At 61.7% G+C, this 22,422-nt stretch carries 22 protein-coding genes; 11 read left to right on the top strand and 11 right to left on the bottom strand.

All coding sequences use genetic code 11. The annotated features are described in order from the left end of the window. Positions 1-33: 33 nt before the first annotated feature. The 3 genes from rapZ to D5041_RS02780 are packed head-to-tail and all read right to left on the bottom strand — an operon-like array spanning position 34 to position 3,474. A complete protein-coding gene (gene rapZ, locus D5041_RS02790; protein ID WP_265258386.1) occupies positions 34-897 on the bottom strand; it encodes an RNase adapter RapZ in 864 nt (287 codons plus the stop codon). Between the two features lie 13 nt (positions 898-910). After that, positions 911-2,575: a DNA repair protein RecN gene (recN, locus tag D5041_RS02785; RefSeq protein ID WP_265283833.1), complete on the bottom strand. Its 1,665-nt coding sequence runs from the start codon at positions 2,573-2,575 to the stop codon at positions 911-913. 2 nt (positions 2,576-2,577) lie between these two features. Then, positions 2,578-3,474, bottom strand: coding sequence for an NAD kinase (locus D5041_RS02780; protein WP_265258388.1), 897 nt, complete (start codon positions 3,472-3,474; stop codon positions 2,578-2,580). 28 nt (positions 3,475-3,502) lie between these two features. Here D5041_RS02780 and hrcA point away from each other — a divergent pair, with 28 nt between their 5' ends. Next, complete coding sequence (hrcA, locus tag D5041_RS02775; protein WP_010109575.1) at positions 3,503-4,507, top strand: heat-inducible transcriptional repressor HrcA; 1,005 nt, start codon at positions 3,503-3,505, stop codon at positions 4,505-4,507. Positions 4,508-4,967: 460 nt separating this feature from the next. Here hrcA and D5041_RS02770 read toward each other — a convergent pair whose 3' ends face one another. Beyond that, complete coding sequence (locus D5041_RS02770) at positions 4,968-5,945, bottom strand: S49 family peptidase (RefSeq protein WP_265258389.1); 978 nt, start codon at positions 5,943-5,945, stop codon at positions 4,968-4,970. 305 nt (positions 5,946-6,250) lie between these two features. Between D5041_RS02770 and D5041_RS02765 the strand changes: the two genes are divergently transcribed. The 10 genes from D5041_RS02765 to D5041_RS02720 all read left to right on the top strand — a co-directional run bounded on the left by D5041_RS02765 (position 6,251) and on the right by D5041_RS02720 (position 15,587). Next, positions 6,251-7,855 (top strand): flavin monoamine oxidase family protein, encoded by a 1,605-nt coding sequence (locus tag D5041_RS02765; RefSeq protein ID WP_265258390.1) that lies wholly within the window; start codon positions 6,251-6,253, stop codon positions 7,853-7,855. 10 nt (positions 7,856-7,865) lie between these two features. Beyond that, complete coding sequence (locus D5041_RS02760) at positions 7,866-8,285, top strand: c-type cytochrome (protein ID WP_029554660.1); 420 nt, start codon at positions 7,866-7,868, stop codon at positions 8,283-8,285. A 4-nt stretch (positions 8,286-8,289) separates the two neighbouring features. Next, positions 8,290-8,796, top strand: a complete 507-nt coding sequence (locus D5041_RS02755; protein ID WP_407702207.1) for a RidA family protein — start codon at positions 8,290-8,292, stop codon at positions 8,794-8,796. A gap of 341 nt (positions 8,797-9,137) precedes the next feature. Next, positions 9,138-10,166 carry a glycosyltransferase gene (locus D5041_RS02750; protein WP_265258391.1) on the top strand — a complete coding sequence of 343 codons (1,029 nt, stop codon included), beginning with the start codon at positions 9,138-9,140 and terminating at the stop codon, positions 10,164-10,166. Then, positions 10,163-11,308: an FAD-dependent oxidoreductase gene (locus tag D5041_RS02745; protein ID WP_265283832.1), complete on the top strand. Its 1,146-nt coding sequence runs from the start codon at positions 10,163-10,165 to the stop codon at positions 11,306-11,308. Before D5041_RS02750 ends, D5041_RS02745 begins: the two co-directional genes overlap by 4 nt. Next, the gene (locus tag D5041_RS02740) at positions 11,305-12,084 is read left to right on the top strand and encodes an NAD-dependent epimerase/dehydratase family protein (protein ID WP_265283831.1); all 780 of its coding nucleotides are present in this window, start codon (positions 11,305-11,307) and stop codon (positions 12,082-12,084) included. Before D5041_RS02745 ends, D5041_RS02740 begins: the two co-directional genes overlap by 4 nt. Beyond that, a complete protein-coding gene (locus tag D5041_RS02735; protein ID WP_265283830.1) occupies positions 12,081-12,914 on the top strand; it encodes a sugar phosphate isomerase/epimerase family protein in 834 nt (277 codons plus the stop codon). Before D5041_RS02740 ends, D5041_RS02735 begins: the two co-directional genes overlap by 4 nt. Continuing rightward, positions 12,911-13,267, top strand: a complete 357-nt coding sequence (locus D5041_RS02730; protein WP_265258395.1) for an EamA family transporter — start codon at positions 12,911-12,913, stop codon at positions 13,265-13,267. Before D5041_RS02735 ends, D5041_RS02730 begins: the two co-directional genes overlap by 4 nt. Before the next feature lie 15 nt (positions 13,268-13,282). Continuing rightward, positions 13,283-14,086, top strand: a complete 804-nt coding sequence (locus D5041_RS02725; RefSeq protein ID WP_265283829.1) for a glycosyltransferase family 2 protein — start codon at positions 13,283-13,285, stop codon at positions 14,084-14,086. Between the two features lie 10 nt (positions 14,087-14,096). Then, positions 14,097-15,587 (top strand): hypothetical protein, encoded by a 1,491-nt coding sequence (locus D5041_RS02720; protein ID WP_265283828.1) that lies wholly within the window; start codon positions 14,097-14,099, stop codon positions 15,585-15,587. Between the two features lie 5 nt (positions 15,588-15,592). On the opposite strand, the gene D5041_RS02715 is transcribed toward D5041_RS02720, so the two are convergent. From D5041_RS02715 to D5041_RS02685, 7 genes are read right to left on the bottom strand one after another with little or no spacing between them, the layout of a single operon-like run. Further along, positions 15,593-17,206, bottom strand: coding sequence for an FAD-dependent oxidoreductase (locus D5041_RS02715; protein WP_265283827.1), 1,614 nt, complete (start codon positions 17,204-17,206; stop codon positions 15,593-15,595). 2 nt (positions 17,207-17,208) lie between these two features. Continuing rightward, entirely contained in the window at positions 17,209-17,691 is a 483-nt protein-coding gene (locus D5041_RS02710; RefSeq protein WP_265258399.1) for an aromatic-ring-hydroxylating dioxygenase subunit beta, read from the bottom strand. Next, entirely contained in the window at positions 17,688-18,995 is a 1,308-nt protein-coding gene (locus D5041_RS02705) for an aromatic ring-hydroxylating oxygenase subunit alpha (protein WP_265258400.1), read from the bottom strand. The genes D5041_RS02710 and D5041_RS02705 overlap by 4 nt, the downstream gene beginning before the upstream one ends. A 40-nt stretch (positions 18,996-19,035) precedes the next feature. Next, the gene (locus D5041_RS02700; RefSeq protein ID WP_265258401.1) at positions 19,036-19,746 is read right to left on the bottom strand and encodes an ABC transporter ATP-binding protein; all 711 of its coding nucleotides are present in this window, start codon (positions 19,744-19,746) and stop codon (positions 19,036-19,038) included. Beyond that, positions 19,743-20,498, bottom strand: a complete 756-nt coding sequence (locus D5041_RS02695; protein ID WP_265258402.1) for an ABC transporter ATP-binding protein — start codon at positions 20,496-20,498, stop codon at positions 19,743-19,745. Before D5041_RS02695 ends, D5041_RS02700 begins: the two co-directional genes overlap by 4 nt. Further along, positions 20,495-21,448 carry a branched-chain amino acid ABC transporter permease gene (locus D5041_RS02690; protein ID WP_265282202.1) on the bottom strand — a complete coding sequence of 318 codons (954 nt, stop codon included), beginning with the start codon at positions 21,446-21,448 and terminating at the stop codon, positions 20,495-20,497. Before D5041_RS02690 ends, D5041_RS02695 begins: the two co-directional genes overlap by 4 nt. Further along, a complete protein-coding gene (locus tag D5041_RS02685; RefSeq protein WP_265282201.1) occupies positions 21,445-22,422 on the bottom strand; it encodes a branched-chain amino acid ABC transporter permease in 978 nt (325 codons plus the stop codon). Before D5041_RS02685 ends, D5041_RS02690 begins: the two co-directional genes overlap by 4 nt.

Genomic DNA, 22,422 nt, shown 5'->3' with positions numbered 1-22,422 from the left:
GCGCGCGCGGGCCGCGGGGGGGGGGGAAGGGGGTTAGCGCCCGTCGAGCTCCCGATGCCGCCGCAGCGCGGTCCAGCGCCGGCCGAAAGTTTCTGCCAGCCGCTCCACCAGATAGACGGAGCGGTGCTGCCCCCCGGTGCAGCCGATGGCGACCGTGACGTAGCTGCGGTGGTTGCGGTCGAGCATCTCCAGCCAGTGCCCCAGGAATTGCTCGATGTGCGTGCGCATGAGCGCGGCGTCCGGCTGCTGGCGCAGAAATTCCGCGACCGGTTCGTCCAGCCCCGTGAGATCGCGCAGCGTGGGCTCGTAATGGGGGTTGGGCAGCATGCGCACGTCGAAGACGTAGTCCGAATCCATGGGAATGCCGCGCTTGAAGGCGAAGGACTGAAACACCAGCGTCAGCTGCCCCTGCGCGCCGGGTATCAGACCCTTGACGTAGCTTTGCAGCTGCGACGCCCGCAGCGCGCTCGTGTCGATGACGTGCGCCTGCTCCCTCAGGTCGGCCAGAAGCCCGCGCTCCAGTTCGATGGTCTGCACCAGGGCCTTGCGTCCCTGCTGAGGATCGTCGTGCGACAGGGGGTGGCGCCGGCGCGTCTCGGAAAAGCGCCGCACCAGCGTATCGACGCTGGCATCCAGAAAAATCGATTGCACCGCTGCCCCCTGGCGGCGCAGGCGGTCCAATTCCCGGGGCACCTGGTGCAGTGACGTGGCGCTGCGCACGTCCATGGCAATCGCGACCCGATTGCCATGATGGCGTGGCTCCAGCGCGACGAAGGCCGGCAGAAGCTCTGGCGGCAGGTTGTCCACGCAGTAATAGCCTGCGTCCTCCAGCGCATGCAGGGCCACGGATTTTCCGGAGCCCGACATTCCCGTGATCAGGACGATTTTGGGTGCCATTCCCGCTCCCCGGCTAGGTGGTGGGGGCGCTTGCGCCGGCGAGCAGCTCACGCGCATGCGCCAGCGTGGTCTCGGTCGCGCGTTCTCCGCCGAGCATGCGTGCGATCTCTGCAACGCGCTGCTCGCCCTGCACCACCTGGACGGTGCTGCTGGTGCCGTCCGGGCTCTTGTGCTTGGCAACCTGGAGGTGGTGGTGCGCGCAGGCCGCCACCTGGGGCAGGTGGGTGACGGCGAGCACCTGGCGCGCGCTGCCGAGCCGTTGCATCAGCCGCCCCACGGTTTCGGCGACGGCGCCGCCGACGCCCGAATCGACTTCGTCAAAGATCAGGGTGGGGGCCATTCCGAGCGCGCTCGTCGTGACCGAGATCGCAAGCGCGATGCGCGACAGCTCCCCGCCGGAAGCCACCTTGCCAATGGGTTTCGGCGTCATGCCGGGGTGACCGGCGACGAGAAACACCACGTCGTCGATGCCATGCGACGCCGCCTCCTGGGCCTTCGTCACCGACACCTCGAACTTTCCGCCCGCCATTCCCAGATCCTGCATCGCCTGGGTGATGGCCTGCGACAGCCTGGGTGCGGCCCTGGCGCGTGCCGCGGACAGCGCCTGCGCTGCCGCCTGGTAGGCCGCGGCGCTCGTGGCCTGCGCGGCGGCAAGCTGTTCCAGATCCGTGGCGGCGTCGAGTTCGTGCAGCTGGGCCTTCCAGTCCTCGAGCAGCGCCGGCAATTCTCCGGGAGCGCGCTTGTACCTGCGTGCCAGCGCCATCCACAGCGCCAACCGGGCGTCGAGCTGCGCCAGCCGCTCGGGATCGACCTGCGCGTGCCCCAGGTACGACTGGAGCGAATGCACGACGTCGCTGGCCTGCGCCAGGCTGGAGGAAAGAATATTCGCGAGGCTGGCAAACTCCGGCTCGATATGCTCCTGGGCTTGCAGCAGTGCCTGCGCGCGCGCGAGTCCGGCCAGCGCGCCGGCCTCGTCCTCCTGCAGGGTCTGGAGCGCGCCACCCGCGCCGTCGAGCAGCGCCTGCGCGTGCGAGAGCCGCTTGTGCTGCGCCTCCAGCTCGTCCCATTCGCCCTGCGCCGGAGCCAATTTGTCCAGTTCGCCGATTTGCCATTGGAGGCGTTCGCGCTCTTGCTGCAAGCTGGTCTGCGCCTGGCGGGCCTGCTGCAGCGCTTTCTGGTCGCAGCGCCACTGCGTCCAGAGGGCAGCGGTCTCTGCGGCGCCGATCCCGGCAAAGGCGTCGAGCAGCCCGCGTACCGATTCGGGGCGGGTGAGGCTCTGCCATGCATGCTGGCCGTGGATGTCGAGCAGCAGATCGCCGAGGGCGCGCAGCTGCGTGGCCGTGGCCGGTGTGCCATTCACCCAGGCCCGGCTCTTGCCCTGCGTGTCCACCGTGCGCCGCAGCAGCAACAGATCGTCGGCGTCAAACCCGGCTTCCTCCAGCCAGGGCCGGACGTGCGCCGGGCAGTCGAATTCCGCGCAGATGTCGGTCCGCAGGGCCCCCTCGCGCACCACGCCGGCGTCCGAGCGCGCGCCCAGCGCCAACTGCAGCGCGTCGATCAGAATCGACTTGCCGGCGCCGGTCTCGCCGGTCAGCACCGTGAAGCCGGACTCGAGCTCCACAGGCTCGAGCGCCTGAACGATCACAAAATCGCGCAGCGTGATCCGTCTGAGCGCCATGGTCAGGAGCCTCCTTCGTTCCAGCGCAGCTTCTTGCGCAAAGTGGCAAAGTAATTCCAGCCCAGCGGATGCAGAAAGCGCACGCAATGCTCCGATCGCTTGACCAGAATGCGGTCGCCATGGAGCAGCGAGGCGAGCGACTGCATGTCGAAGTTGGCACTGACGTCCCGACCGGACACCACTTCGACGGCGACCTCTGCGGCGTCCGAGAGCACGATGGGGCGGTTGGACAGGGTGTGCGGCGCAATCGGAACCAGAACCCAACCCGGAATCGACGGATGCAGCATCGGCCCCCCGGCGGACAGCGCGTAGGCCGTCGATCCCGTGGGGGAGGCAATGATGAGCCCGTCGGCACGCTGGTTGGCGACGAAGTGTCCGCCCACCTCGACGCGCAACTCCACCATGCCCGAGGTTGCCCCCCTGTTCACGACGACGTCGTTCATCGCAAGGGCCTCGAAAAGCACCCGCTCGGCGCGCACCACGGCCGCGCGCATGAGCGGCCTCGAATCCTCCGCGTACTCTCCTTCGAGCATGGGGGGCAGGGTCGTCTGGTAAGTGTCGAAAGGAATGTCCGTGATGAAGCCCAGCCGCCCCTGGTTGATGCCGATCAGCGGCGTCCCGAATCGGGCGAGCCGGCGACCGATGCCAAGCATCGTCCCGTCCCCCCCCACCACCAGGCCCAGATCGCACCGCGCCCCGATATCGTCCACGGACAGCGCGGGGTAATGCGTCAACCCGGTGTTGCTCGCCGTCTCCACCTCGAGCGCAACCTCGCAACCCTGGCATTGCAGAAAATGCGCGATGTCTTCCAGCGCCTGGCACGAGCTGTCACCCGAGTAACCCGCAGATGAAACTTGGTACTTGCCTATGAGCGCAACATGGCGGAAATTGGACGTCATCGTGAAATTACATCATTAAAATCGCCCAATGCTCGATGATCGTGCCAAGTTGTTGCTCAAAGCCCTGGTCGAGCGCTATATCGCCGACGGGCAGCCCGTCGGGTCCTGGACCCTGTCGCGGGCGTCCGGAATCGACCTCTCGCCCGCGACGGTGCGCAACGTCATGGCCGATCTCGAAGAACTGGGCCTGATCGCCAGCCCGCATGTTTCTGCGGGCCGCATCCCCACGGCACGAGGCTACAGACTGTTTGTTGACACGATGCTGACGGTGCAGCGCGATCCGCTGACACCGCCGCAGCTTGCGCCCGAGCAGCCGCAAAAAGTGATTGCCAACGCGGCCCAACTGCTCTCCAACCTCTCCCAGTTCGTGGGCGTCGTGATGGCGCCGCGGCGGACATCCGTTTTCCGCCACATCGAGTTTCTGAGGCTTTCGGAGCGCAGATTTCTGGTGATCATCGTCTCGCCCGAAGGCGACGTTCAGAACCGGGTCATCTTCACCGACGTGGACTATTCCCAATCGCAACTCATCGAAGCTTTCAATTTCCTGAATGAACATTACGCGGGCCTTGCCATGGAACAGGTGAGGGAGCGTTTGAAATCGGAGGTGGACCTGCTGCGCGGCGAGATCGTCACGCTCATGCAGGCCGCGGTGAACGCCGGCTCGCAGGCCCTGTCCGAAGCGCAGGACGAGGTCGTGATCTCCGGCGAGCGCAACCTGCTGGCGGTGAGTGATTTTTCCAACGACATGGGCAACCTGCGGCGCGCTTTTGACCTGTTCGAACAGAAGACGCAAATTCTGCGGCTGCTCGACATCTCCAGCCAGGCCGAAGGCGTGCGCATCTACATCGGGGGGGAAAGCCACGCCATGCCTTTCGAGGAGTTTTCCGTGGTCAGCTCGTCCTACGAAATCGACGGCAAGATCGTCGGCACCCTGGGGGTCATCGGGCCCACGCGCATGCCCTACGACCGGATGATCCAAATCGTGGACATCACCTCCAGACTGCTCTCCAACGCGCTCAGCCTGCGCGGGTGAACAGCCCCTACAATACGGCGCGCGGGTTCGTGCGGGAGACCGCAGGGGCCTTGGCTGGTAATAGGGCGTTTTGGGCCGTTAGCTCAGTTGGTCAGAGCAGAGGACTCATCGAAGTGGTGACCCTGCCGTGAAAGCGGCAGCGGAAAAACCGGGTGAACTCAGGGAAACCGTCAGTCAACCCGTTGACCCGGCAATCCTGAGCCAAGCTCACTGAAGGCAGATCGAAAGATCGGTAAGTGAGAAGGTGCAGAGACTAGGATGTGAGGAGCCAATCCAATAAGCATCCCTGGAGCGCCCGGCACCCGAACGCACGGAGCAATCCGTGGCGCGGGTGATGAGATAGTCCGGGGAACAGGGAAACCTGTGCAAACCTGAATCCTTTGGTCGTTGGTTCAAGTCCAACACGGCCTACCAAAACGCAAACCGCGCAACCGCCACCGGGGCGGTTGCCATGCGCAAATCAGCGCAATTGCAGTGCGGACGCGCCGAGCGATTTGGCGACCCCCCCGCCCACGGCAGCGCCAAAACGCTTGACCAGCCGCTCGGCCACGTTTTCCCGGCGCGTGTAATCGATGATGTCCTCGGCCTGGACCACTTCGCGGGCCACGTAATCGAGGCTGCCCAGCTTGTCGGCCAAGCCCATTTCCACCGCCTGCTGGCCCGTCCAGAACAGGCCGCTGAAGGTCTCGGGCGCGGCCGTCTTGAGGCGCTTCCCGCGCCCCGCCTGCACCACGGTGATGAACTGCTGGTGGATCTGGTCGAGCATGGTCTGCGCGTAGGCGCGCTGCGTTTCAGTTTGCGGGCTGAAGGGGTCGAGAAAGCCCTTGTTCTCGCCGGCGATGAGCAGGCGGCGCTCCACGCCGAGCTTTTCCATGGCGCCGGTGAAGCCAAAACCATCCATCAGCACACCAATGCTGCCCACGATGCTGGCCTTGTCCACGTAGATGCTGTCGGCCGCGACGGCAATGTAGTACGCCGCCGAAGCGCAGCTCTCTTCCACCACGGCGTAGATCGGCTTGTGGTGCTTGGCCTTCAGGCGCACGATCTCGTCGTTGATGATTCCGGCCTGCACCGGGCTTCCGCCAGGCGAATTGATGAGCAGCACCAGGGCCTTGGAGCCATCGTCTTCCAGCGCGCTACGCATGGACGCCACGACGAACTCGGCGCTGGCATCGGCGCCCGAGGCGATCTCGCCCTTGATGACGACCACGGCCGTGTGCGGCGCGCTCTTGCTCGTGCCGGGCGCTGCCTGGCGCATGGCGGCAAGCGCCACGGCGGCAATCAGCACCAGCCAGGCAAGGCGAAAGAAGATTTTCCAGCGGCGGGTGCTGCGTTGCTCGCCCAGGGCCGCAAAGGCCAGCTTTTCCAGCGTGGCGCGCTCCCAGCCGGGTTCACGCGATGAATCGTTCACAAAAATACTCCTGAATTCTGGTCCCATCAGAGACCTTGAAAGGGCTGGCGTTCCGCGGGCCGCAAGCTGCGCGCAGTATGCCAGTGCAAGCATCTACCGGTGGCACTGGTCGCGAGAAATCCCCATTGGAACAGCACCACTGTCGCGTAGTTTACGCCGACGCACCAAGCCGATGCAGCAGGGGCGTCCGGAACGCACGCCAGAGTGCGGATTTTCCGTAAACGATTCGGCGCTGCCCGTGGCGCCGGGCGGATTCTTTGCATGGCATGTGTCTTGCTAGGTTGCACTCGCAGGCTTTTTCAAAAATTCTTGAATATTCGTGAGGTGGTGCAATGGTGCAGATGGCAACGAAATTCTCCAAACGGCAGCTTCTTCTTGCGCTCGGAAAGACTGCCGGCGCAGCGACGATGTACCAGGCCATGACGACATTGGGGTTTGCTGCGCAGTCCAATTACAAAGGCGCGCCCAACTTGGCGGGTGCTCCCAAGGGAACCCGCGTTCTCATTCTGGGAGCCGGTCTTGCAGGCATGGTGGCCGCGTATGAATTGCGCAAAGCGGGGTATACGGTCAAAATCCTTGAATACAACCAGAGGGCCGGAGGCCGCTGCTGGACGATTCGTGGGGGGGACAGCTACACGGAACTCGGCGGGGCGACGCAGAAATGCAAATTTGATCCCGGGCTATACATCAACCCCGGGCCTTGGCGGATACCCTATCACCACCATGCGGTGCTCGGCTACTGCAAGCAGTTCGGTATCCGGCTCGAACCCTTCATCCAGGTCAACTACAACGCCCTGGTGCATTCCACCAAGGCATTTGGTGGCAAGCCGCAAAAATACCGGGACATTCAGGCCGATTTTCAAGGCCATACGGCAGAGCTGCTCAGCAAGGCGGTGAATTCCGGGGCGCTCGACCAGCAATTTTCGGCGCAGGACAGGGAAAAATTGCTCGACGCAATGCAGCACTGGGGCGGGCTGACGCAGGAGAGAGCCTACCGGCCGTCGCTGGAATCCAGCCTGCGCCGTGGTTTCAAGGTCGAACCGGGGGGCGGACTGATGCCGACCCATGAATTTTCAACACCGATGGACCATCAGGAGTTGGTCGATTCAAAGTTGTGGAAAAGAATAGTCGATGGCCAGGAGCTTGAATTCCAGAGCAGCATTTTTCAGCCGGCAGGCGGCATGGACATGATTGCCAAGGCATTTGAGCGCGAGACAAAAGGACTTGTCCGCTACAACGCGAAAGTCGTGCGCATTCACCAGGACGATAAAAAAGTCCAGGTCAGCTTCAGGAACAGCGACGGGACGGGGGCCGAGCAGGTTGAAACGGCCGACTGGTGCGTCTGCACCCTGCCGCTGTCGATTCTGAGCCAGATTCCGCTGACGGCAAGCTCCAGCATGCTCGCCGCGATCAACGCCGTGCCCTATGAGGGCTCGGTGAAGATCGGGTTGCAGTTCAAGCGCCGCTTCTGGGAGCAGGACGAACATATCTACGGCGGAATCAGCTATACGGATACCCCCATTCAGAAAATAGCCTATCCAAATACGGATTATGGCAAGCCCGGGAAAGGCGTCTTGCTCGGGGCCTACGTGTGGGGGGCCAATGCCTTCGAGTTCACTGCCATGTCTCCGGCGCAACGGATTCGCAAGGCGGTGGAATACGGCGGTCATTTGCACAAGCAATACGCCGAGGAATTTGACAACGGCGTTGCCGTTGGCTGGCACCGGGTTCCCTGGGTCCATGGTTGTTATGGCAAGTGGAGCGACGAGGCGCGTGAAAGGCATTACAAGAATCTGTGCCAGATCGATAACCGCATCGTTCTTGCCGGTGAGCACGCATCCTTCATTCCGGCCTGGATGGAGGGCGCCGTCCTGTCGTCGCTCGATGCCATCGAGCGTCTGCACACCATGGTCGTTGCCACGACGAAATCAGCATAAGGAGCATCTCATGTCATATCGATCCATGCGCCGGGCCCTTGCGGCCATTGCTTCCTTCCTGAGCGTTGCAGCCATCGCCCCGGACGCGGCGTCTCAGGAAGCGCCCCCGTTTTCTTCAGGAAAAGAATTCATTGCGCAAACGGGGCAGCAGCTCTACCAGACGAGCTGTCAGGGCTGTCATATGGCCGATGGCAAGGGGGCCCGTGGTGCGGGTACCTACCCTGCATTGGCGAATAATGGAAATCTCCAGGTTGCCGAGTTCATTGCAATCGTCGTGATGCATGGAAAAAACGGCATGCCCGGCTTTCGTGAATACATGAGCGACGCGCAGCTTGCGGACGTCATGAACCATGTGCGCAGCAGTTTCGGAAATAATTACGATACGGGCATCACCGCGGATTTCGTCAAAAAGCTTTCATCCCACAAGTAAAGGAGTGTATATCGTGCATAAATTGTTTGCGGTCCTCGCCGTCACCGGGGCGGTATTTTCCACGGGCGCCCATGCGCAGGGCGTCATCCGCCACAAAATCCCGGGGTCGGACTTTCCGATATCTCTGGCCATCGAGGTCCCTCCGGGACTGACTCTGGTGAATCTGAGCGGCGCCGTCCCGGACGTCGTCGATGCCAAGGCGGATGCCAACAGCGTTGCCGCTTTTGGTGACACGCAAGCCCAGGCCATCAGCGTGCTCAAAAAGATCGAGGGAACCCTGAAGTCATTGAATTTGGGCATGTCCGACGTCATCAAGATGCAGGTTTTTCTGGTGAAGGACCCGGCGCTGGGCAAAGTGGATCTTGCCGGATTCATGAAAGGGTACAAACAATATTTTGGTACTGCCCAGCAGCCCAACTTGCCGACGCGCTCGGCCTTCGAGATTGCCGGGCTCGCCAATCCCGGTTGGCTCCTCGAGATCGAGGTGAGCGCGGTCCGTCCCCCAAAATAAATTAGCGCGTCTTGGTGTCCTCCGCCTCGGCGGAACCAAGGCGCTGGGGGTTCACTGCCCCGATGGGTGGCCCGTTGGCCGCAGCGCCTTGCCAGCGAGCCGGGTCGAGCGCGCGAGGCCGTTGCCGCCGCCCGGCGCGGCACGTCATCCAGCGGCGTGCGCTGCGACCCAAACGCACCCCGTCGCGCCGCCGCTATCCATGAACCCGGTTTGCCCGCGAGCCGCATGCACGGTGGTGTATGATCCGCGCCGTGCCTCTGCTCATGATCCGACAGGCCGCCGGTGGGCGCATGCAATAACAAGATTCCAATAGGTAATGAATAAAAAATCCGAGGAGCCAAATGGACTATTTCCCGGTTTTTCTTTCCGTTGTATACGTCATACGCAACCACGAAAAGCACCTCGAAGGGATTTTGAAAAATGCAACAATGCAACTGGCTCCACTGGTCAGCGACTATGAACTCATCGTCATTGACAATGCCTCTGATGATCAGAGTCTCATCATTCTCAAGGAGCTTGCCAATCAGACAGGTCTGCCCAACCTGCAGGTGTACGCCCTGACCAAGGAAGTCGACAATGGCACGGCATCCTGGGTCGGCCTGGAAAATTCCCTTGGTGATTTCATTGCAGTGATTGATCCTTTGACGGACGATATCTCTTTTCTCCCGCAAATGCTGGACAAGGCAGCGAGCGGCGTCGAAGTGGTTTTTGCCAGAAACACACAAAAATCAAGGCAAAACTTCCTGTACGAAGCAGCCCACACCGTGTTCAACGGATTCTACAAGGTGTTCAGTGGAGTTCATTTGGAAAAGGAAGCTCCACAGTACAGGATGTTGAGCAAGCGCGTGGTGAATTTCATTCTCCAGCACCCGCAACCTGCCATTACCTATCGGCATCTGCCTGCCACCGGCGGGTTCACCCGCTCCAATATGGAATACTGCAGCCCGCCGCTTGCCCCGCAGGCAAAGAGGATAGGCGAGAGTATTGACCGTGGAATACGCCTGCTCATTTCTACGACCGGCGCGCCCATGCGGCTGGTCACCGTCCTCTCACTATTTGGTGCCGCTGCGAATTTGGTTTATTCGCTCTACGTCGTGGCAATCGGCATCTTCAAAACCAATGTCGCGCCTGGCTGGGTCAGCCTTTCCCTGCAACAGTCCGGAATGTTTTTCCTTATTTCTCTGGTATTGCTGGTCCTCGGAGAATACATGCTCCACATGACCAGCCTTTCAAACGAAGGGCCGCTCTATCACGTAGGACAGGAATTCACGAGCGTCCGGATGACGCGCCGTGGAAAACTGAACGTCGAAGAAGTCACTTCGTCGCAATTTCCGTCCCCGGAGATGGCCGCGAAGCAGTTGGTTCAATGATGCATGCGACGGGGAAATTTGACGCGGCGATCATCGGCGGCGGCTTTTATGGTTCGACAATAGCGATATATCTGGCCCGGCAACGGGGCTTCAAGCGCGTCATCCTGATTGAAAAAGAGCCGCAGCTCCTGGCCCGTGCGTCGTATCACAATCAGGCACGCGTGCACAATGGCTACCATTATCCCCGGAGCTTTACCACGGCTTTCAGGAGTCGGGTCAACTTGCCGCGATTCGTGCAGGACTGGTCCCCGGCCATCAAACGGGACTTCACGAAGCTCTACGCCATAGCGCGGCGCAACTCCAAAGTGACCGCCAAGCAATTCGAGCGCTTCTGTCAGGAGATTGGTGCAAAAACGATCCGCGCCAACAACGAGTTCAGGGGTTTGTTTTCCCCCCAATTGATTGAAGAAATTTTTCTTGTCGAGGAATACGCTTTTGACGCCAGACTGCTCGCGCAGTGGGCGGGGCGCGCGCTGTGTGAGAACAATGTTCGTGTTCTGCTCAAAACAAGCGCGACTTCGATCAACAGGTCCGCCGGGGGCGGGGTGACTCTGGCGTTGCACGATGGCAGTGGGAAGGAAGAATTCATTGACTGCCAGTACGTCTTCAATTGCACCTACAGTGGTCTCAATCAATTGCATGGAGACTACCCCGGAACGCAAACCGGATTAAAGCACGAAATAACGGAAATAGCCCTGATCCAGGTGCCCGCGGAAATAGAGAACATGGGAGTGACCGTGATGGATGGTCCTTTTTTTTCCGTGATGCCATTTCCGGCCCGTGGCCTGCATACCCTTTCGCACGTCCGCTACACGCCCCACCTCAGCTGGGAAGACAAGCAGGGGCTGGACCCCTATGCGCAATTGGCAAGCCATGATCGATCCACGCGATCTGATCGCATGATCAGAGACGTTGCCAGATACATCCCGGTCGTCAAGAATTCCCGCTACGTTGACTCCCTTTTCGAAGTCAAGACCGTGCTGCAAAAGAATGAGGGCGACGACGGAAGACCCATTCTTTTCGAGAAGTGCCGCGAATTGCCGGGGTGCTACTCGATCTTGGGTGGAAAGATCGACAATATCTATGACGTATTGGAGAAGCTTGAGGCCGAAGACTTCTCCCTGACCCAGGACGCACCATGAAAACTGCGCTGATTGGTTTCTCCGGATTCGTCGGCAGCACACTGCGGAGGCAAGCATCCTTTGATGCGCTCTATCGATCGAACAACATCCAGGACATTGCACACAAGGAATTCGATATGGTGGTCTGTGCAGGAGCGCCTGCGCAAAAATGGTTGGCCAATCGGGAACCTGAAGCCGACAGGGGAAAAATAAATTCCCTGATGAACAATATTGAAACCATAAAGTGCAAAAACTTCGTTCTGATCAGCACCGTGGACGTATTCCAGAACCCCATGGAAGTGGACGAGGAAACCCCGGTGGATGAAAAGGGATTGCATGCCTATGGCCAGCATCGCCGGCATCTTGAAAAATTCGTTCAATCCCGGTTTCCCTGCCATCTCGTCGTAAGGCTGCCGGGATTGGTCGGTCCGGGGCTGCGCAAGAACGTCATTTACGATCTGCACAATGAGAACAACCTGCATGCGATTGAGAGCCGGGGGGTTTTCCAGTTCTATCCCATGGTCAATTTGTGGTTCGACATACGGGCGGCACTGCATGCCGGATTGAAATTGGTGCATCTCACCGCAGCCCCTGTCAGCGTCGAAGAGCTTGCCCTCCACGGTTTCGGCAGGGACTTTGAACAGCATTTGGCGGGCGCCCCGGCAAAGTACGACATGAGAACACGCCATGCCCCGGTTTTCGGGACCGAAGGTGCCTATCAATACGGCATCCGTGAAACCATCCAGGCGATCCGGGCCTACGCGCAATCGGAACCCGTTTCCAGGGCCGCCCCATGAGGATCGCGATATCCAACATCGCCTGGGACGTCGCCGAGGACGAGGCTGTGGCCCGGCTGCTTGGCGAGCATGGCGTGGACGCGATTGACGTCGCCCCAGGCAAGTACTTCCCGCAGCCGGAAAAAACAAGCGACGAGGAGATTGCCCGAGTCAGGGATTGGTGGAGCGAACGCGGCATCCAGATCGTGGGCATGCAAGCCCTCCTGTTCGGGACGGCGGGCATGAACGTGTTTGGCACGGCCGAATCCCGGGATGCGATGCTCGGGCACCTGTCTGCAATCTGCCGGATAGGAAGCCGGCTAGGCGCGACCAAGCTGGTTTTTGGATCGCCCAAGAACCGTGATCGGTCGGGACTGGATGATCGGGACGCCGCAGCGCTGGCGCTCTCCTTTTTCCAAAGGCTGGGGGAGATAGCGCAGGGGCATGGGGTTACGGTCTGCCTCGAGCCGACTCCCCCGTGCTACGGAGCCAACTTCATGCGAAACAGCGACGAAACCGCGCACATCGTCCGTGCGGTCGCGCACCCCGCCATCCGCATGCAGTTGGATACCGGTGCGATCGTCACCAACGGGGAATGCGCCGCAGACGTGCTCGCGCGCTGCGCGCATTTGATCGGCCACGTCCACGCGAGCGAACCGGAATTGGCGCCGCTTGGAGATCGGGGAACGGACCATCGCGCCATGCATTCAGCCTTGGTGAAATTCTTGCCTCAGCATGTGCTGACGATCGAAATGCTGGCGACCAAGAGCGAGCCGCATTTGCTCTCCATCAAGCGCGCATTGGATTTTGCAAACAGCACTTACCGATCGCAGCAGGGGGCTATTGGATGAAATGGATCATTCTCTTGCTGGGGATTGCAGCCAACAGTTCGGCGAGTCTGCTCGTGAAGATCGCGGTGATGCCCCCGAGAAAATTTCCTTCGCTTTCCGACCCCATGTCCGCATTCACCAATTGGCCATTCTGGTTGGGGCTGGGTCTGTACGGTGCGGCCTTTCTGTTGTATGCCGCTGCCCTGGCAAGAATCCCCCTGAACGTTGCGCATCCGATACTTACTTGCGGCGCAGTGGCAAGCGTCGCGTTTTTGTCCATGATAATTTTCAAGGAACCTTTTCACTGGATTACCGTGACGGGCATACTCTTGGTCATTGCCGGTGTATTTCTCATTTCATCCCGCGTTGCATGACCCATCATGACGAGCATGTCCAAAATTTCTCCTGAAGAGAGGGCCGCCTGGCAGGTTCCCGGTTTTGATACCCCACTCTGGTTGGGGCGCGAGCACCCTTGGTGCGTTGTCGTCCCGGTGATCAATGAAGGGGAGCGCATCAGAAGCCTTTTGCAGCGGATGCAGGCATGTGCCATTTCCAAGGTGGCGGACATCATCCTTGTTGACGGTGGAAGCCAGGATGGTTCCACGGACCCCAGGGCCTTGAAGGATCTCGATGCACGGGGTTTGCTCGTAAAAACAGGTCCGGGAAAACTCAGCGCGCAACTCCGGTGCGCGTATGCCTTTGCGCTCGACCAGGGGTACGATGGAATCGTCACCATCGATGGAAATGACAAAGACGACCCGGAAGCGATTCCACGCTTCATCCAGGCTTTGGCGGGGGGCGTGGATTTCGTGCAAGCCTCCCGTTTCATTCCGGGAGGCATCGCGGAGAACACGCCTGCATTCCGGCATTTTGCCATCCGGCTCATCCATGCACCGTGCCTGAGCTTCGCCTCGGGCTTCCAATGGACAGATACGACCCAGGGATTCAGAGCCTATAGTCGAAGAATGCTTCTGGACCGCAGGATATCTCCTTTCAGGGACGTTTTTTCTGCGTATGAGCTACTGGCGTATCTGTCTTGCAAGGCGCCGCAGGTCGGATATAAATGCCTGGAAATCCCGACAAGCAGAAAATATCCGACGGGCGAAGTGCCCACCAAAATAAGCAGCTTCAGAGGAAATCTTTCCGTCCTTCTGACGCTGCTGCGCGCTTGCTGCGGAAAATACAACCCCTGAGGCACGACAAATGCAAATGAACAAGAACCTGCCGGACAAAAAAAATAGTGGGTACAGACTGAATTTCGTCCTCGGATTCGTGCTTTTTGTTTTTATCATACTGGCAGCAAGATACCAGTATTTTCTGCTGAATTATATCGAGTGGGGGGATGAGTCAGAGACGATCGTCACGGCCAAGATGATGGCATCGGGGCAATCACTGTATTCTGAAATATTCAACCACCACGGCCCACTGACATTTTTTCCAGGCGTGATGCTGGAGTTGTTTGGCGATTTCGGGGTCCGTGGCCACAGAGTTCCGACAGCCATTCTTCAAATAATCAGCATTCTTGCAATATATTGTTCATCAATATTCAAAAACAACATCACAAGATTGACAAGTGTTTTCTACGCAACATTCACCATAATTTTCCTCATGCCCAAACTCCTTGGGCATATGTACACGTATCAGGCGCTCACTGGGCCCCTTCTTCTGATAATATTGTTCGTATACACGTTTCCTTCGATCATCGATCGAAATCTGTTGACCGCTCCCAGGGTTTTCACCGGATCCCTGCTCATTGCCAGCCTTCCTTTCCTTGCAAGCACCTATGCTCCGATTGCTGCCATCCTGTTTCTGATTTCACTGCCGCGCTCGTACGTCAAGGCGTCCGCAGCCGGAGCATTTCTGGGAACGGCAGCGAATCTGCTTTTTCTCATCTGTTATGGATCACTGAAAGGTTTTTTGGCGATCCATTTTTATTTGAACTATGGAATACTCCCGGAGTACCTGGACGTCATTTCGTCTGCGTTGGCCAGTCTGTCAGGAAAAACCGACATCATAGGTCCATTTCTGATGTTCAGCATCATCGGGCTGTTGGCCCTGGCTTCCCATGAAAAGAAAATGCCATGGCGATCCATACTGCTGGCAATCGGTATCGCAAGTTTGCTCATCCGGGGCATTGATTTTCACGGACTTCCCTATTATTATGCCTTTATCGGAATTTCATTGCTGCCGATCCTGAAAATAAATGAATTCATCCATCCTGTAAAGCTCGGTGCCTTGTTTTTCATTTTGCTTTGCAGCGCAAGAGCCTCACTGCTTCTCCCCGGGGACCGGGAAGAACTCGTTGCCCGGAGAATACCTGCCGAAACCGAATTTTCCCGCTTGGTAAAAAAATATACCGACAAGGATGACAAAATCATTGCCTATTCATTTGACAATTTCCAATACATAGCCGCCGACAGGCTGCCGGCATCGGGTCATTTCTTCTATCTTCCCTGGCAGGAAAAATACAGTGAAAATCCAAAATTCGGAATCAACATTGACGCCTGCAAGGAAATAGCCGAATACCGGCCGAAGATCATGCTGATCAACAAATGGAAAGTATGGGGCCTTTATTCTTGGGATAGCTACGGGGGCTGCATCCAGAAGATCGTAGACACCCATTACACGCAAGTGCCTGATCGCCCGTTCTACATAAGAAAAGACATTTCCGCCGCAGAAACACGCACGCCATAGGCAGTTCAATCCTGCGGTGCCAGTTCAACCTGTAGCCGCCCGGTCTGCGGCTGCAGCTGGATCTGGCAACTCAGGCGCGATTCGCCCGCGCGGTAATGTTCGGACTCGGTCAACAGGTCCAGTTCGTCCTCGTCCGGCGCCCCGACGCTGCCATAGCCCCCGTGCACGTACACATGGCAGGTGGCGCAGGATCTGGCGCCGCCGCAGGTCGCTGCCACCGGCAGGCCGCGGGCTCTGAGAACCTCCATCAAACTGGATCCAGGCGGATTTTCCAAGTGGTGCACGCGGCCTTTTCGGTCCGTGGCTTCGATCGTGACGGGATGGGGCATGGCGGGAATTCTTTGGGTCGGGGAGGAATCCGGGGCGCGCACGGCGCAGGGGGGGCGGTCGCGGATTTCGCGCAGGCTCAGGCCGGCGTCAGCCAGCCAAGCCGGGTCAAAGCAGCGGCGCTGCGCAATCAGCTTCTTCGCAGCAGCGAAGTCAGAGGCCGCGTTCACGCACTGCACCGCAGTGACGCCGTCGGCGGCGTTCTGGAATACCACGCTGAAACTGCCGCTGGCGGGGTCACCGCGCAGGATCTGGGCGTCACCGGGCCGTGGCAGCCCGGCCATTTGCAGCTTGGTGTCGAACTGGTCGGACCAAAACCACGGCAGTTCGTCGGCGACGCTGACCGGCTGCGCGGCCGCGCGCATCGCCGCCGCCGCGCGGCGCGCCTGGAAACGAGCGCTTTGCACGGACTCCAGCCGAATGGGTGCGGCAAAGCCGGCCTGCGGCGCGACGGCGCAGTCGCCGGCGGCGAAGATCGCCGGGTCCCGGGTTCGGCCATGCGCGTCGACGACGATGCCCGCGGCCGTGGCCAAGCCAATGCGCTGCGCCAGTTCGTCGCACGCGTGGTTGCCAATGCCCACGAGCACCGTGTCGGCCGGCAAGCGCTCGCCGTCAGCCAGCCGCACGGCGCGCACCCGGGTGTCGCCTTCGAGCGCTGCGACCTGCGCATCCAGCACGAGCCGCACACCGCGCGCCCGGTGTTGATCCTGCAGGTGCACGCCGATGGCTGCGGGCAGGGTACGCGCCAGCACGCGCGACTGCCCCTCCACCACGGTCACCTTGCAGCCGGCTTGGCAGGCGGTGGCCGCCAGCTCCATGCCGACGTAGCCGCCCCCGATCAGCACCACCGCTGCGCCGGACACCAGGCGTGGGCGCAGCCGCTCGGCATCGTCCAGCGTCTTCAGGGACAGGACGCCGGGCAGGTCCGCACCAGGCAGCGCCAGGGCGCGCGGCTCACCGCCGGTGGCCAGCAGCAGTTGCTCGTACGCCAGCGTGTCGCCTGTGCGCAGGCGCAATTCGCGCGCGGCGCGGTCGATGGACAGCACCTCGGTGCCCGTGCGCAGGAGGATGCGCTCCTCGGCGTATGCCGAAGCCGGCCGCAGCCACAGCCCCTCGCGCGCGGGGCTGCCGCGCAGGTACGCCTTGGACAGCGGCGGACGCTCGTAGGGCAGGTGGGGTTCGCGTCCGAGCAGCGTGATGGGGCCGGCGTGCCCGAATGTGCGCAGTGCGTACGCGGCCTCCGTGCCGGCCACGCCGCTGCCCACGATCACGATGTGCGGCTCTGCTCCCATGGTCACAACGGCACGGCGAGGGCCGTGTCGATGCTGAAGGAGTCGATGATCACCAGCCGTTTGCGCAGTTGGAAGCTGTCGCCGTGCGGCAGCAGCTCGTCCTCGTAGCGGCCGACCATGTAGGTCGAGCTATTGCCTTCGTGGTCGCTCTGCATGACCAGCAGGTTGGCCGATGCGGCCACGGCGTCGTCGGCCAGGCGCCTCGCGCGCACGTTCGTGATGAAGTGGCGCAGGTACATATGCCGGTAGGTCAGCGCGCCCTTGATCAGCATGGCCACGCGGTCCTTGACCATGCCATGGGTGTAGCAGCCCATGATGGGTGCTGGCAGGTTCAGGTCATGGTTCTCGCGCGAGACGATGCGATAGTCGCATGGGCCTTCGTGCGCAAAGAAGTCGGGCCACTGCGCAAAGCGCTCGTGGTTCAGTGCCTCGGCGTAGGCGGAGTGGAAGTCCGCAACGCGGGCGGACAGGGCGGGGTCCGTCATGCGGCCTCCCGGGTGTCAGCGTGGCCGGCTGGCGGAAACTGCATCACGCGGTGGTAATGGCGCCAGAAGCCGCGAATCGAGATTTCTTGCGACATATAGTCGGTGTCGTTGATTTCGCCGATGCCACCCATCTCCAGCACCGAGTGTGCGCCGCGCAGGGATTTCGTTCCCTCCTGCACCAGCCGCAAGGCCTCGCCGTCTTCCAGCGAGATGTAGCCCGCCGGACCGATGAAGTTCACCGACAGCAGTCGGTTGTGCAGCAGCTGCGGCGTGTCGTTCTCGAAGCCCAGATAGGTGATGTGCAGTTCCACCGCATCCGGCCCCTTGGGCCGCAGGTGGCGGATCGCGTAGGTGTTGTCCACTTGGGCGACGATCAGCGTCGGGAACATCGACAGGATGGTCGTCTTGTAGTTGTCGTCCAAATCGAGCTTGACCTGCGCGAGCGACGGGTCGGCCAATTCGAGGTCGGGCATGAACTTGCCCGTGTCGGCGTAGGCGGCGGCCAGGCCTTCGCGGCTCTTCGCGTCCTGCTCGCTCAGGATCGAATGGTTCCACGTGTTCTTGCCCTCCTTGTCCATTTTGATGCCCCCTTGCATCGCGGGCGTCTGGATGCCGAAAGAGACCTGGAAAAGATGCAGCAGCGAAGCGTGGTACGGGTCGCGCACGTTCTCGTTGTAGAGCTTCCAGTTGCTCGGGATTTTCTGGCGCAGGTAGCCGATCACCTTGGGCTTGCGCTGCACCAGCAGGCGGTCGATCTGCGACAGGCTGTGCGGACCCAGGTAGGCTTGCAGTTCCTCGGTCTGCTCGCTGTAGGTGCCGAAGATCAGGCCGCCGCAGATCGCCACGCGCAGCTTGCGTAGTCCGTGGTCCTTCTTGTCGAAGCAGGGTGGCATGCCGCCCTTGCCGTTGTGGCCCTTCTCCAGCGGCAGCGCGGTCAGCTCACCGGCGAGGTTGTAGTTCCACAGGTGATAGGGGCAGGTGTGGCGCTTGGCGTTGCCGCGCACCGTATCGACGATGCGCGAGCCACGGTGCGCGCAGGTATTCTCGAACGCATGCACCGCGCCGTTCTTTGCGCGCGTGACGATCACGTGGGTGTCGCCGACCCAGGTGGTCAAAAAGTCGCCCCAGTTCGGGATCTCGACCTCCAGGCCCAGGTAATTCCACGTCGGCCCGTGGAACAGGCGCTGCATTTCCTCTTGGTAAATGCGGGGGTCGTGGAATATTTCGTAGGGCACGCGCGAGAAATCATCGGCGGGCCAGCGCAGGGCTACGGGCCGCACGGCTTCGATCGGAATGGTCTTCAATTGCGATCTCCTGATCAAGGTTGGGGAGGGGGTGAAACTTTCAGACGCTCAGGTAGCGGCGCCACAGGGAGCGGTCGGCGTCCAGCGCCTGCGAGTCGCCTTCCCAGACGACCTGGCCGCGCTCGACGATGGAATGGCGGTCCGCGAGCCGGATCAGTTGGGCGACGTATTTGTCGATCACCAAGATGGACAGGCCGGTGCGGTGCAGCATCGCCAGGCATTGCCAGATGTCCCGGCGAATCAATGGCGCCAGGCCCTCGGTGGCTTCGTCCAGGATGAGCAGGTAGGGGTTGGTCATGAGCGCGCGGCCAATGGCCAGCATCTGCTGCTCGCCGCCGGAGAGTTGATGGCCCAGGTTGGCGCCGCGCTCCGCGAGCCGCGGGAACAGACCGTGCACGCGCTCCAGCGTCCAGGGGGCCGGCGCGCCATGGCGGTTTGCCGCGAACGCGACCAGGTTTTCGGTGACCGTGAGGTTGGGGAAGATCTGCCGGCCTTCGGGCACCAGCGCGATTCCCATGCGCGCAATCTCGCTGGGAGACCTGCCGTCGATGCGCCGGCCACGGAAGTGCACGCTGCCGCGGCGCGGCGGCGTCAGGCCCAGCAGCGAACGCAGCAGCGTGGTCTTGCCCACGCCATTGCGCCCGGCGATCGAGTGCACGCTGCCTTCCTCGACGCGCAGCGAGAGCCCGCGCAGCACCTGCGAGGATCCGTAGGCGGTGTCGATCGCGTCGATCTCCAGCAGGGCGCTCATGGGGACTCCGAATCTGCGCCCAGATAGGCTTCGATCACCTGGGGGTCGTGCCGCACCGCGTCCGGCGTGCCGCTCGCAAGCACACGGCCGCAGAGCAGCACCGAGATGCGGTCTGCGAGTTGGAACACCGCCTCCATGTCGTGCTCCACGAGCACGATGCCCAGCCGGCCGCGCAGGCTTTGGATGAGTGACACCATGCGCTGCGATTCCTGCGGACCCATGCCGGCCATGGGTTCGTCGAGCAGCAGCAGCCGGGGTGCGTTGGCCAGCGCGATGCCCACCTCGATCACGCGCTGGTCGCCGTAGGCCAGGCTGTCCGCGCGCCGTTCGGCCACCGCCCCGAGTCCGATCTGCTGCAGGATGGCGTGCGCTTCGTCGAACACCGTGTGGTCGTCGCGCAGCGGTTTCCAGAACGAGTAGCTGTGCCCGCTGCGCGCCTGCACCGCCAACGCAATGTTTTCGCGCACGCTCAGCCGCTTGAAGATGCTGGTGATCTGGTAGGAGCGGGTGATTCCCCGTGCGGCGCGCGCGTGGTCGCTCAGTGCGGTGACGTCGTGGCCGTCGAAAAGGATCTGGCCCGAAGTGGGCGCCAGCGTGCCGGCCAGTTGGTGGATCAGCGTCGTTTTGCCCGCGCCGTTGGGGCCGATCAGCGCGTGGATCTCGCCCGGATGCACCTGCAGGTTCAGGCCGTCCGTGACGCGCAGACCGCCAAAATGCGTGCGCAATTCGCGCACCTCCAGCAGCGGCTTCATGGGGCATCTCCGGCCGCTGCCGAACGCGCCGGTAACCACGCCGGGCGCCAAGCCGAAATGCGCATCAGCAGGAGCGCCAACAGCAGCAGCCCCATGGGCAACTGCCAGTGCTCCGTATAGTGCGTGATCAGTTCTTCCAGGCCCAGGAACAGCGCCGCGCCGACGACACCGGCCCAGGGCCTGCCGGGTCCGCCCAGGATCACCATCACGATCAGCGTGCCGGACTGTGTCCAATGCATCATCGAGGGACTGACCAGGCGATTCAGTTCCACGTTCAGCACCCCGGCCAGGCCGCACACCAGGCCCGCGATCACGAAGGCAAGCAGTTTGTACCGGCGTGTCGGGTAGCCGATCGCGCCCATGCGCACCGCGTTCTCCCGCAGACCGATCAGCACCATGCCGAACCGTGCCTGCAGCAAGCGGTGCATGAAGAACAGCGCGAGCATCAGCACGGCCAGGCAGGTGTAGTAGAAACCCGCGTCGGTTCGCAACGGCCAGCCGTCGGCGAAGCCGAAGGATGAGCGCCGATCCATTTGCAGGCCGTCGTCGCCGCCCACGCTGCTCAGCGAGACGAACACGCAATAGAACATCTGCGCCAGCGCCAGCGTAATCATCAGGAAATGCACGCCGCTCGTGCGCAGGCTGATGCTGCCGATGAGCCAGGCCACGGCGCCGGTCACCAGCAGCGCGATGGGCCAGGAAATCCAGGCGCTGTCCAGACCCTGGCTCGCGAGGATGGCCACGGCGTACCCGCCGATGCCGATGAAGACCGCGTGACCGAAGCTGACCATTCCGCCATAGCCCAGCAGCAAATTCAGGCTCGTCGCCGCCAGCGCGTAGACCAGGATGCGGGTCGCCAGCACGAGGTGGAAATCCTGGCCCAGCGCTTCCAGCAGCGCGGGCAGCGTCAGCATCAGCACGGCCGCGCCGGCCGGAAGGAGACGGCTCATGTCGGCAGTTCCCGGGGGGTGTCCGCCGGGGTGGCCCGGGCGGGGCTGCGGCGCCGCGCGCCGCCTGTGTCCTGCGCAAACAGGCCGGCCGGGCGCACCATCAGCACGCCCGCCATCAGCACGTAGGCCGAGATGGAGGCGAATGCGGGGCCCAGTTCGGAGGCCGTATGCGCCGGCAGCAGCCGGCCCAGCAGGCCCGGCAGCAGAGCGCGGCAGAGCGTGTCCAGCGTGGCGATGAGCAGCGCAGCCAGAAAGGCGCCGCGAATGGAGCCAATCCCGCCCACGACGACGACGATGAAGGCCAGGATCAGAACCTCCTCGCCCATGCCGACCTGCACCGAGGTCAGCGGCCCCATCGCGGCACCGGCCAGGCCGCTGAGCACCGCACCGAAGGCGAAGATGGCGGTGAAGAGCGCTTTCACGTGTACGCCCATCACCTGCACCATCTCGCGGTTGGACGCGCCTGCGCGCACCCACATTCCCACCCGCGTGTGGCCAACGATCCAGTACAGCAGCAGCGCCACCGCCAGCCCGGTGCCGATGATGAGCAGCCGGTAGGCGGAGTAGTGCAGGTCGGCAAACAGGTGCACGGAGCCGGCCAGCGCCTCGGGCACGTTGTGGGAGACCGGCAGAGCCCCCCAGAGCAGACGCGTGCTCCCATTCAGGATCAGGATCAGCGCGAAGGTGGCCAGCACCTGGTCCAAAGGGTCCAACGGGTACAGCCGGCGCATGAGTCCGAATTCGAGCAAGGCACCGATGAGGGCCATGGCCAGCAGTCCTCCCAGCAGCCCGAGTACGGCGGAGCCGCTGCGTTGCGTCAGCGTGGCCGTGAGAAAGGCGCCCAGCATGTACAGCGAACCATGCGCCAAATTGACGAGCCCCATGACGCCGAAGACCAGCGTCAAGCCAGCGGCGATCAGGAACAGCATCAGCCCGAGTTGCAGGGCGTTCAGCAGGTGTTCGATCCAGAGCAT

The organism is Verminephrobacter aporrectodeae subsp. tuberculatae (genome assembly GCF_026127385.1).
Lineage (GTDB): Bacteria > Pseudomonadota > Gammaproteobacteria > Burkholderiales > Burkholderiaceae_C > Acidovorax > Acidovorax aporrectodeae.
Note: the sequence above shows the minus strand (reverse complement) of the source record. Positions and strands in the feature narration are given on the sequence as shown.

Coding starts and splice junctions, on each gene's coding strand:
- rapZ (WP_265258386.1), bottom strand. CDS start 897: ATGGCACCCAAAATCGTCCTGATCACGGGAATGTCGGGCTCCGGAAAA.
- recN (WP_265283833.1), bottom strand. CDS start 2,575: ATGGCGCTCAGACGGATCACGCTGCGCGATTTTGTGATCGTTCAGGCG.
- D5041_RS02780 (WP_265258388.1), bottom strand. CDS start 3,474: ATGACGTCCAATTTCCGCCATGTTGCGCTCATAGGCAAGTACCAAGTT.
- hrcA (WP_010109575.1), top strand. CDS start 3,503: ATGCTCGATGATCGTGCCAAGTTGTTGCTCAAAGCCCTGGTCGAGCGC.
- D5041_RS02770 (WP_265258389.1), bottom strand. CDS start 5,945: ATGGGACCAGAATTCAGGAGTATTTTTGTGAACGATTCATCGCGTGAA.
- D5041_RS02765 (WP_265258390.1), top strand. CDS start 6,251: ATGGTGCAGATGGCAACGAAATTCTCCAAACGGCAGCTTCTTCTTGCG.
- D5041_RS02760 (WP_029554660.1), top strand. CDS start 7,866: ATGTCATATCGATCCATGCGCCGGGCCCTTGCGGCCATTGCTTCCTTC.
- D5041_RS02750 (WP_265258391.1), top strand. CDS start 9,138: ATGGACTATTTCCCGGTTTTTCTTTCCGTTGTATACGTCATACGCAAC.
- D5041_RS02745 (WP_265283832.1), top strand. CDS start 10,163: ATGATGCATGCGACGGGGAAATTTGACGCGGCGATCATCGGCGGCGGC.
- D5041_RS02740 (WP_265283831.1), top strand. CDS start 11,305: ATGAAAACTGCGCTGATTGGTTTCTCCGGATTCGTCGGCAGCACACTG.
- D5041_RS02735 (WP_265283830.1), top strand. CDS start 12,081: ATGAGGATCGCGATATCCAACATCGCCTGGGACGTCGCCGAGGACGAG.
- D5041_RS02730 (WP_265258395.1), top strand. CDS start 12,911: ATGAAATGGATCATTCTCTTGCTGGGGATTGCAGCCAACAGTTCGGCG.
- D5041_RS02725 (WP_265283829.1), top strand. CDS start 13,283: ATGTCCAAAATTTCTCCTGAAGAGAGGGCCGCCTGGCAGGTTCCCGGT.
- D5041_RS02720 (WP_265283828.1), top strand. CDS start 14,097: ATGCAAATGAACAAGAACCTGCCGGACAAAAAAAATAGTGGGTACAGA.
- D5041_RS02715 (WP_265283827.1), bottom strand. CDS start 17,206: ATGGGAGCAGAGCCGCACATCGTGATCGTGGGCAGCGGCGTGGCCGGC.
- D5041_RS02710 (WP_265258399.1), bottom strand. CDS start 17,691: ATGACGGACCCCGCCCTGTCCGCCCGCGTTGCGGACTTCCACTCCGCC.
- D5041_RS02700 (WP_265258401.1), bottom strand. CDS start 19,746: ATGAGCGCCCTGCTGGAGATCGACGCGATCGACACCGCCTACGGATCC.
- D5041_RS02695 (WP_265258402.1), bottom strand. CDS start 20,498: ATGAAGCCGCTGCTGGAGGTGCGCGAATTGCGCACGCATTTTGGCGGT.
- D5041_RS02690 (WP_265282202.1), bottom strand. CDS start 21,448: ATGAGCCGTCTCCTTCCGGCCGGCGCGGCCGTGCTGATGCTGACGCTG.
- D5041_RS02685 (WP_265282201.1), bottom strand. CDS start 22,422: ATGCTCTGGATCGAACACCTGCTGAACGCCCTGCAACTCGGGCTGATG.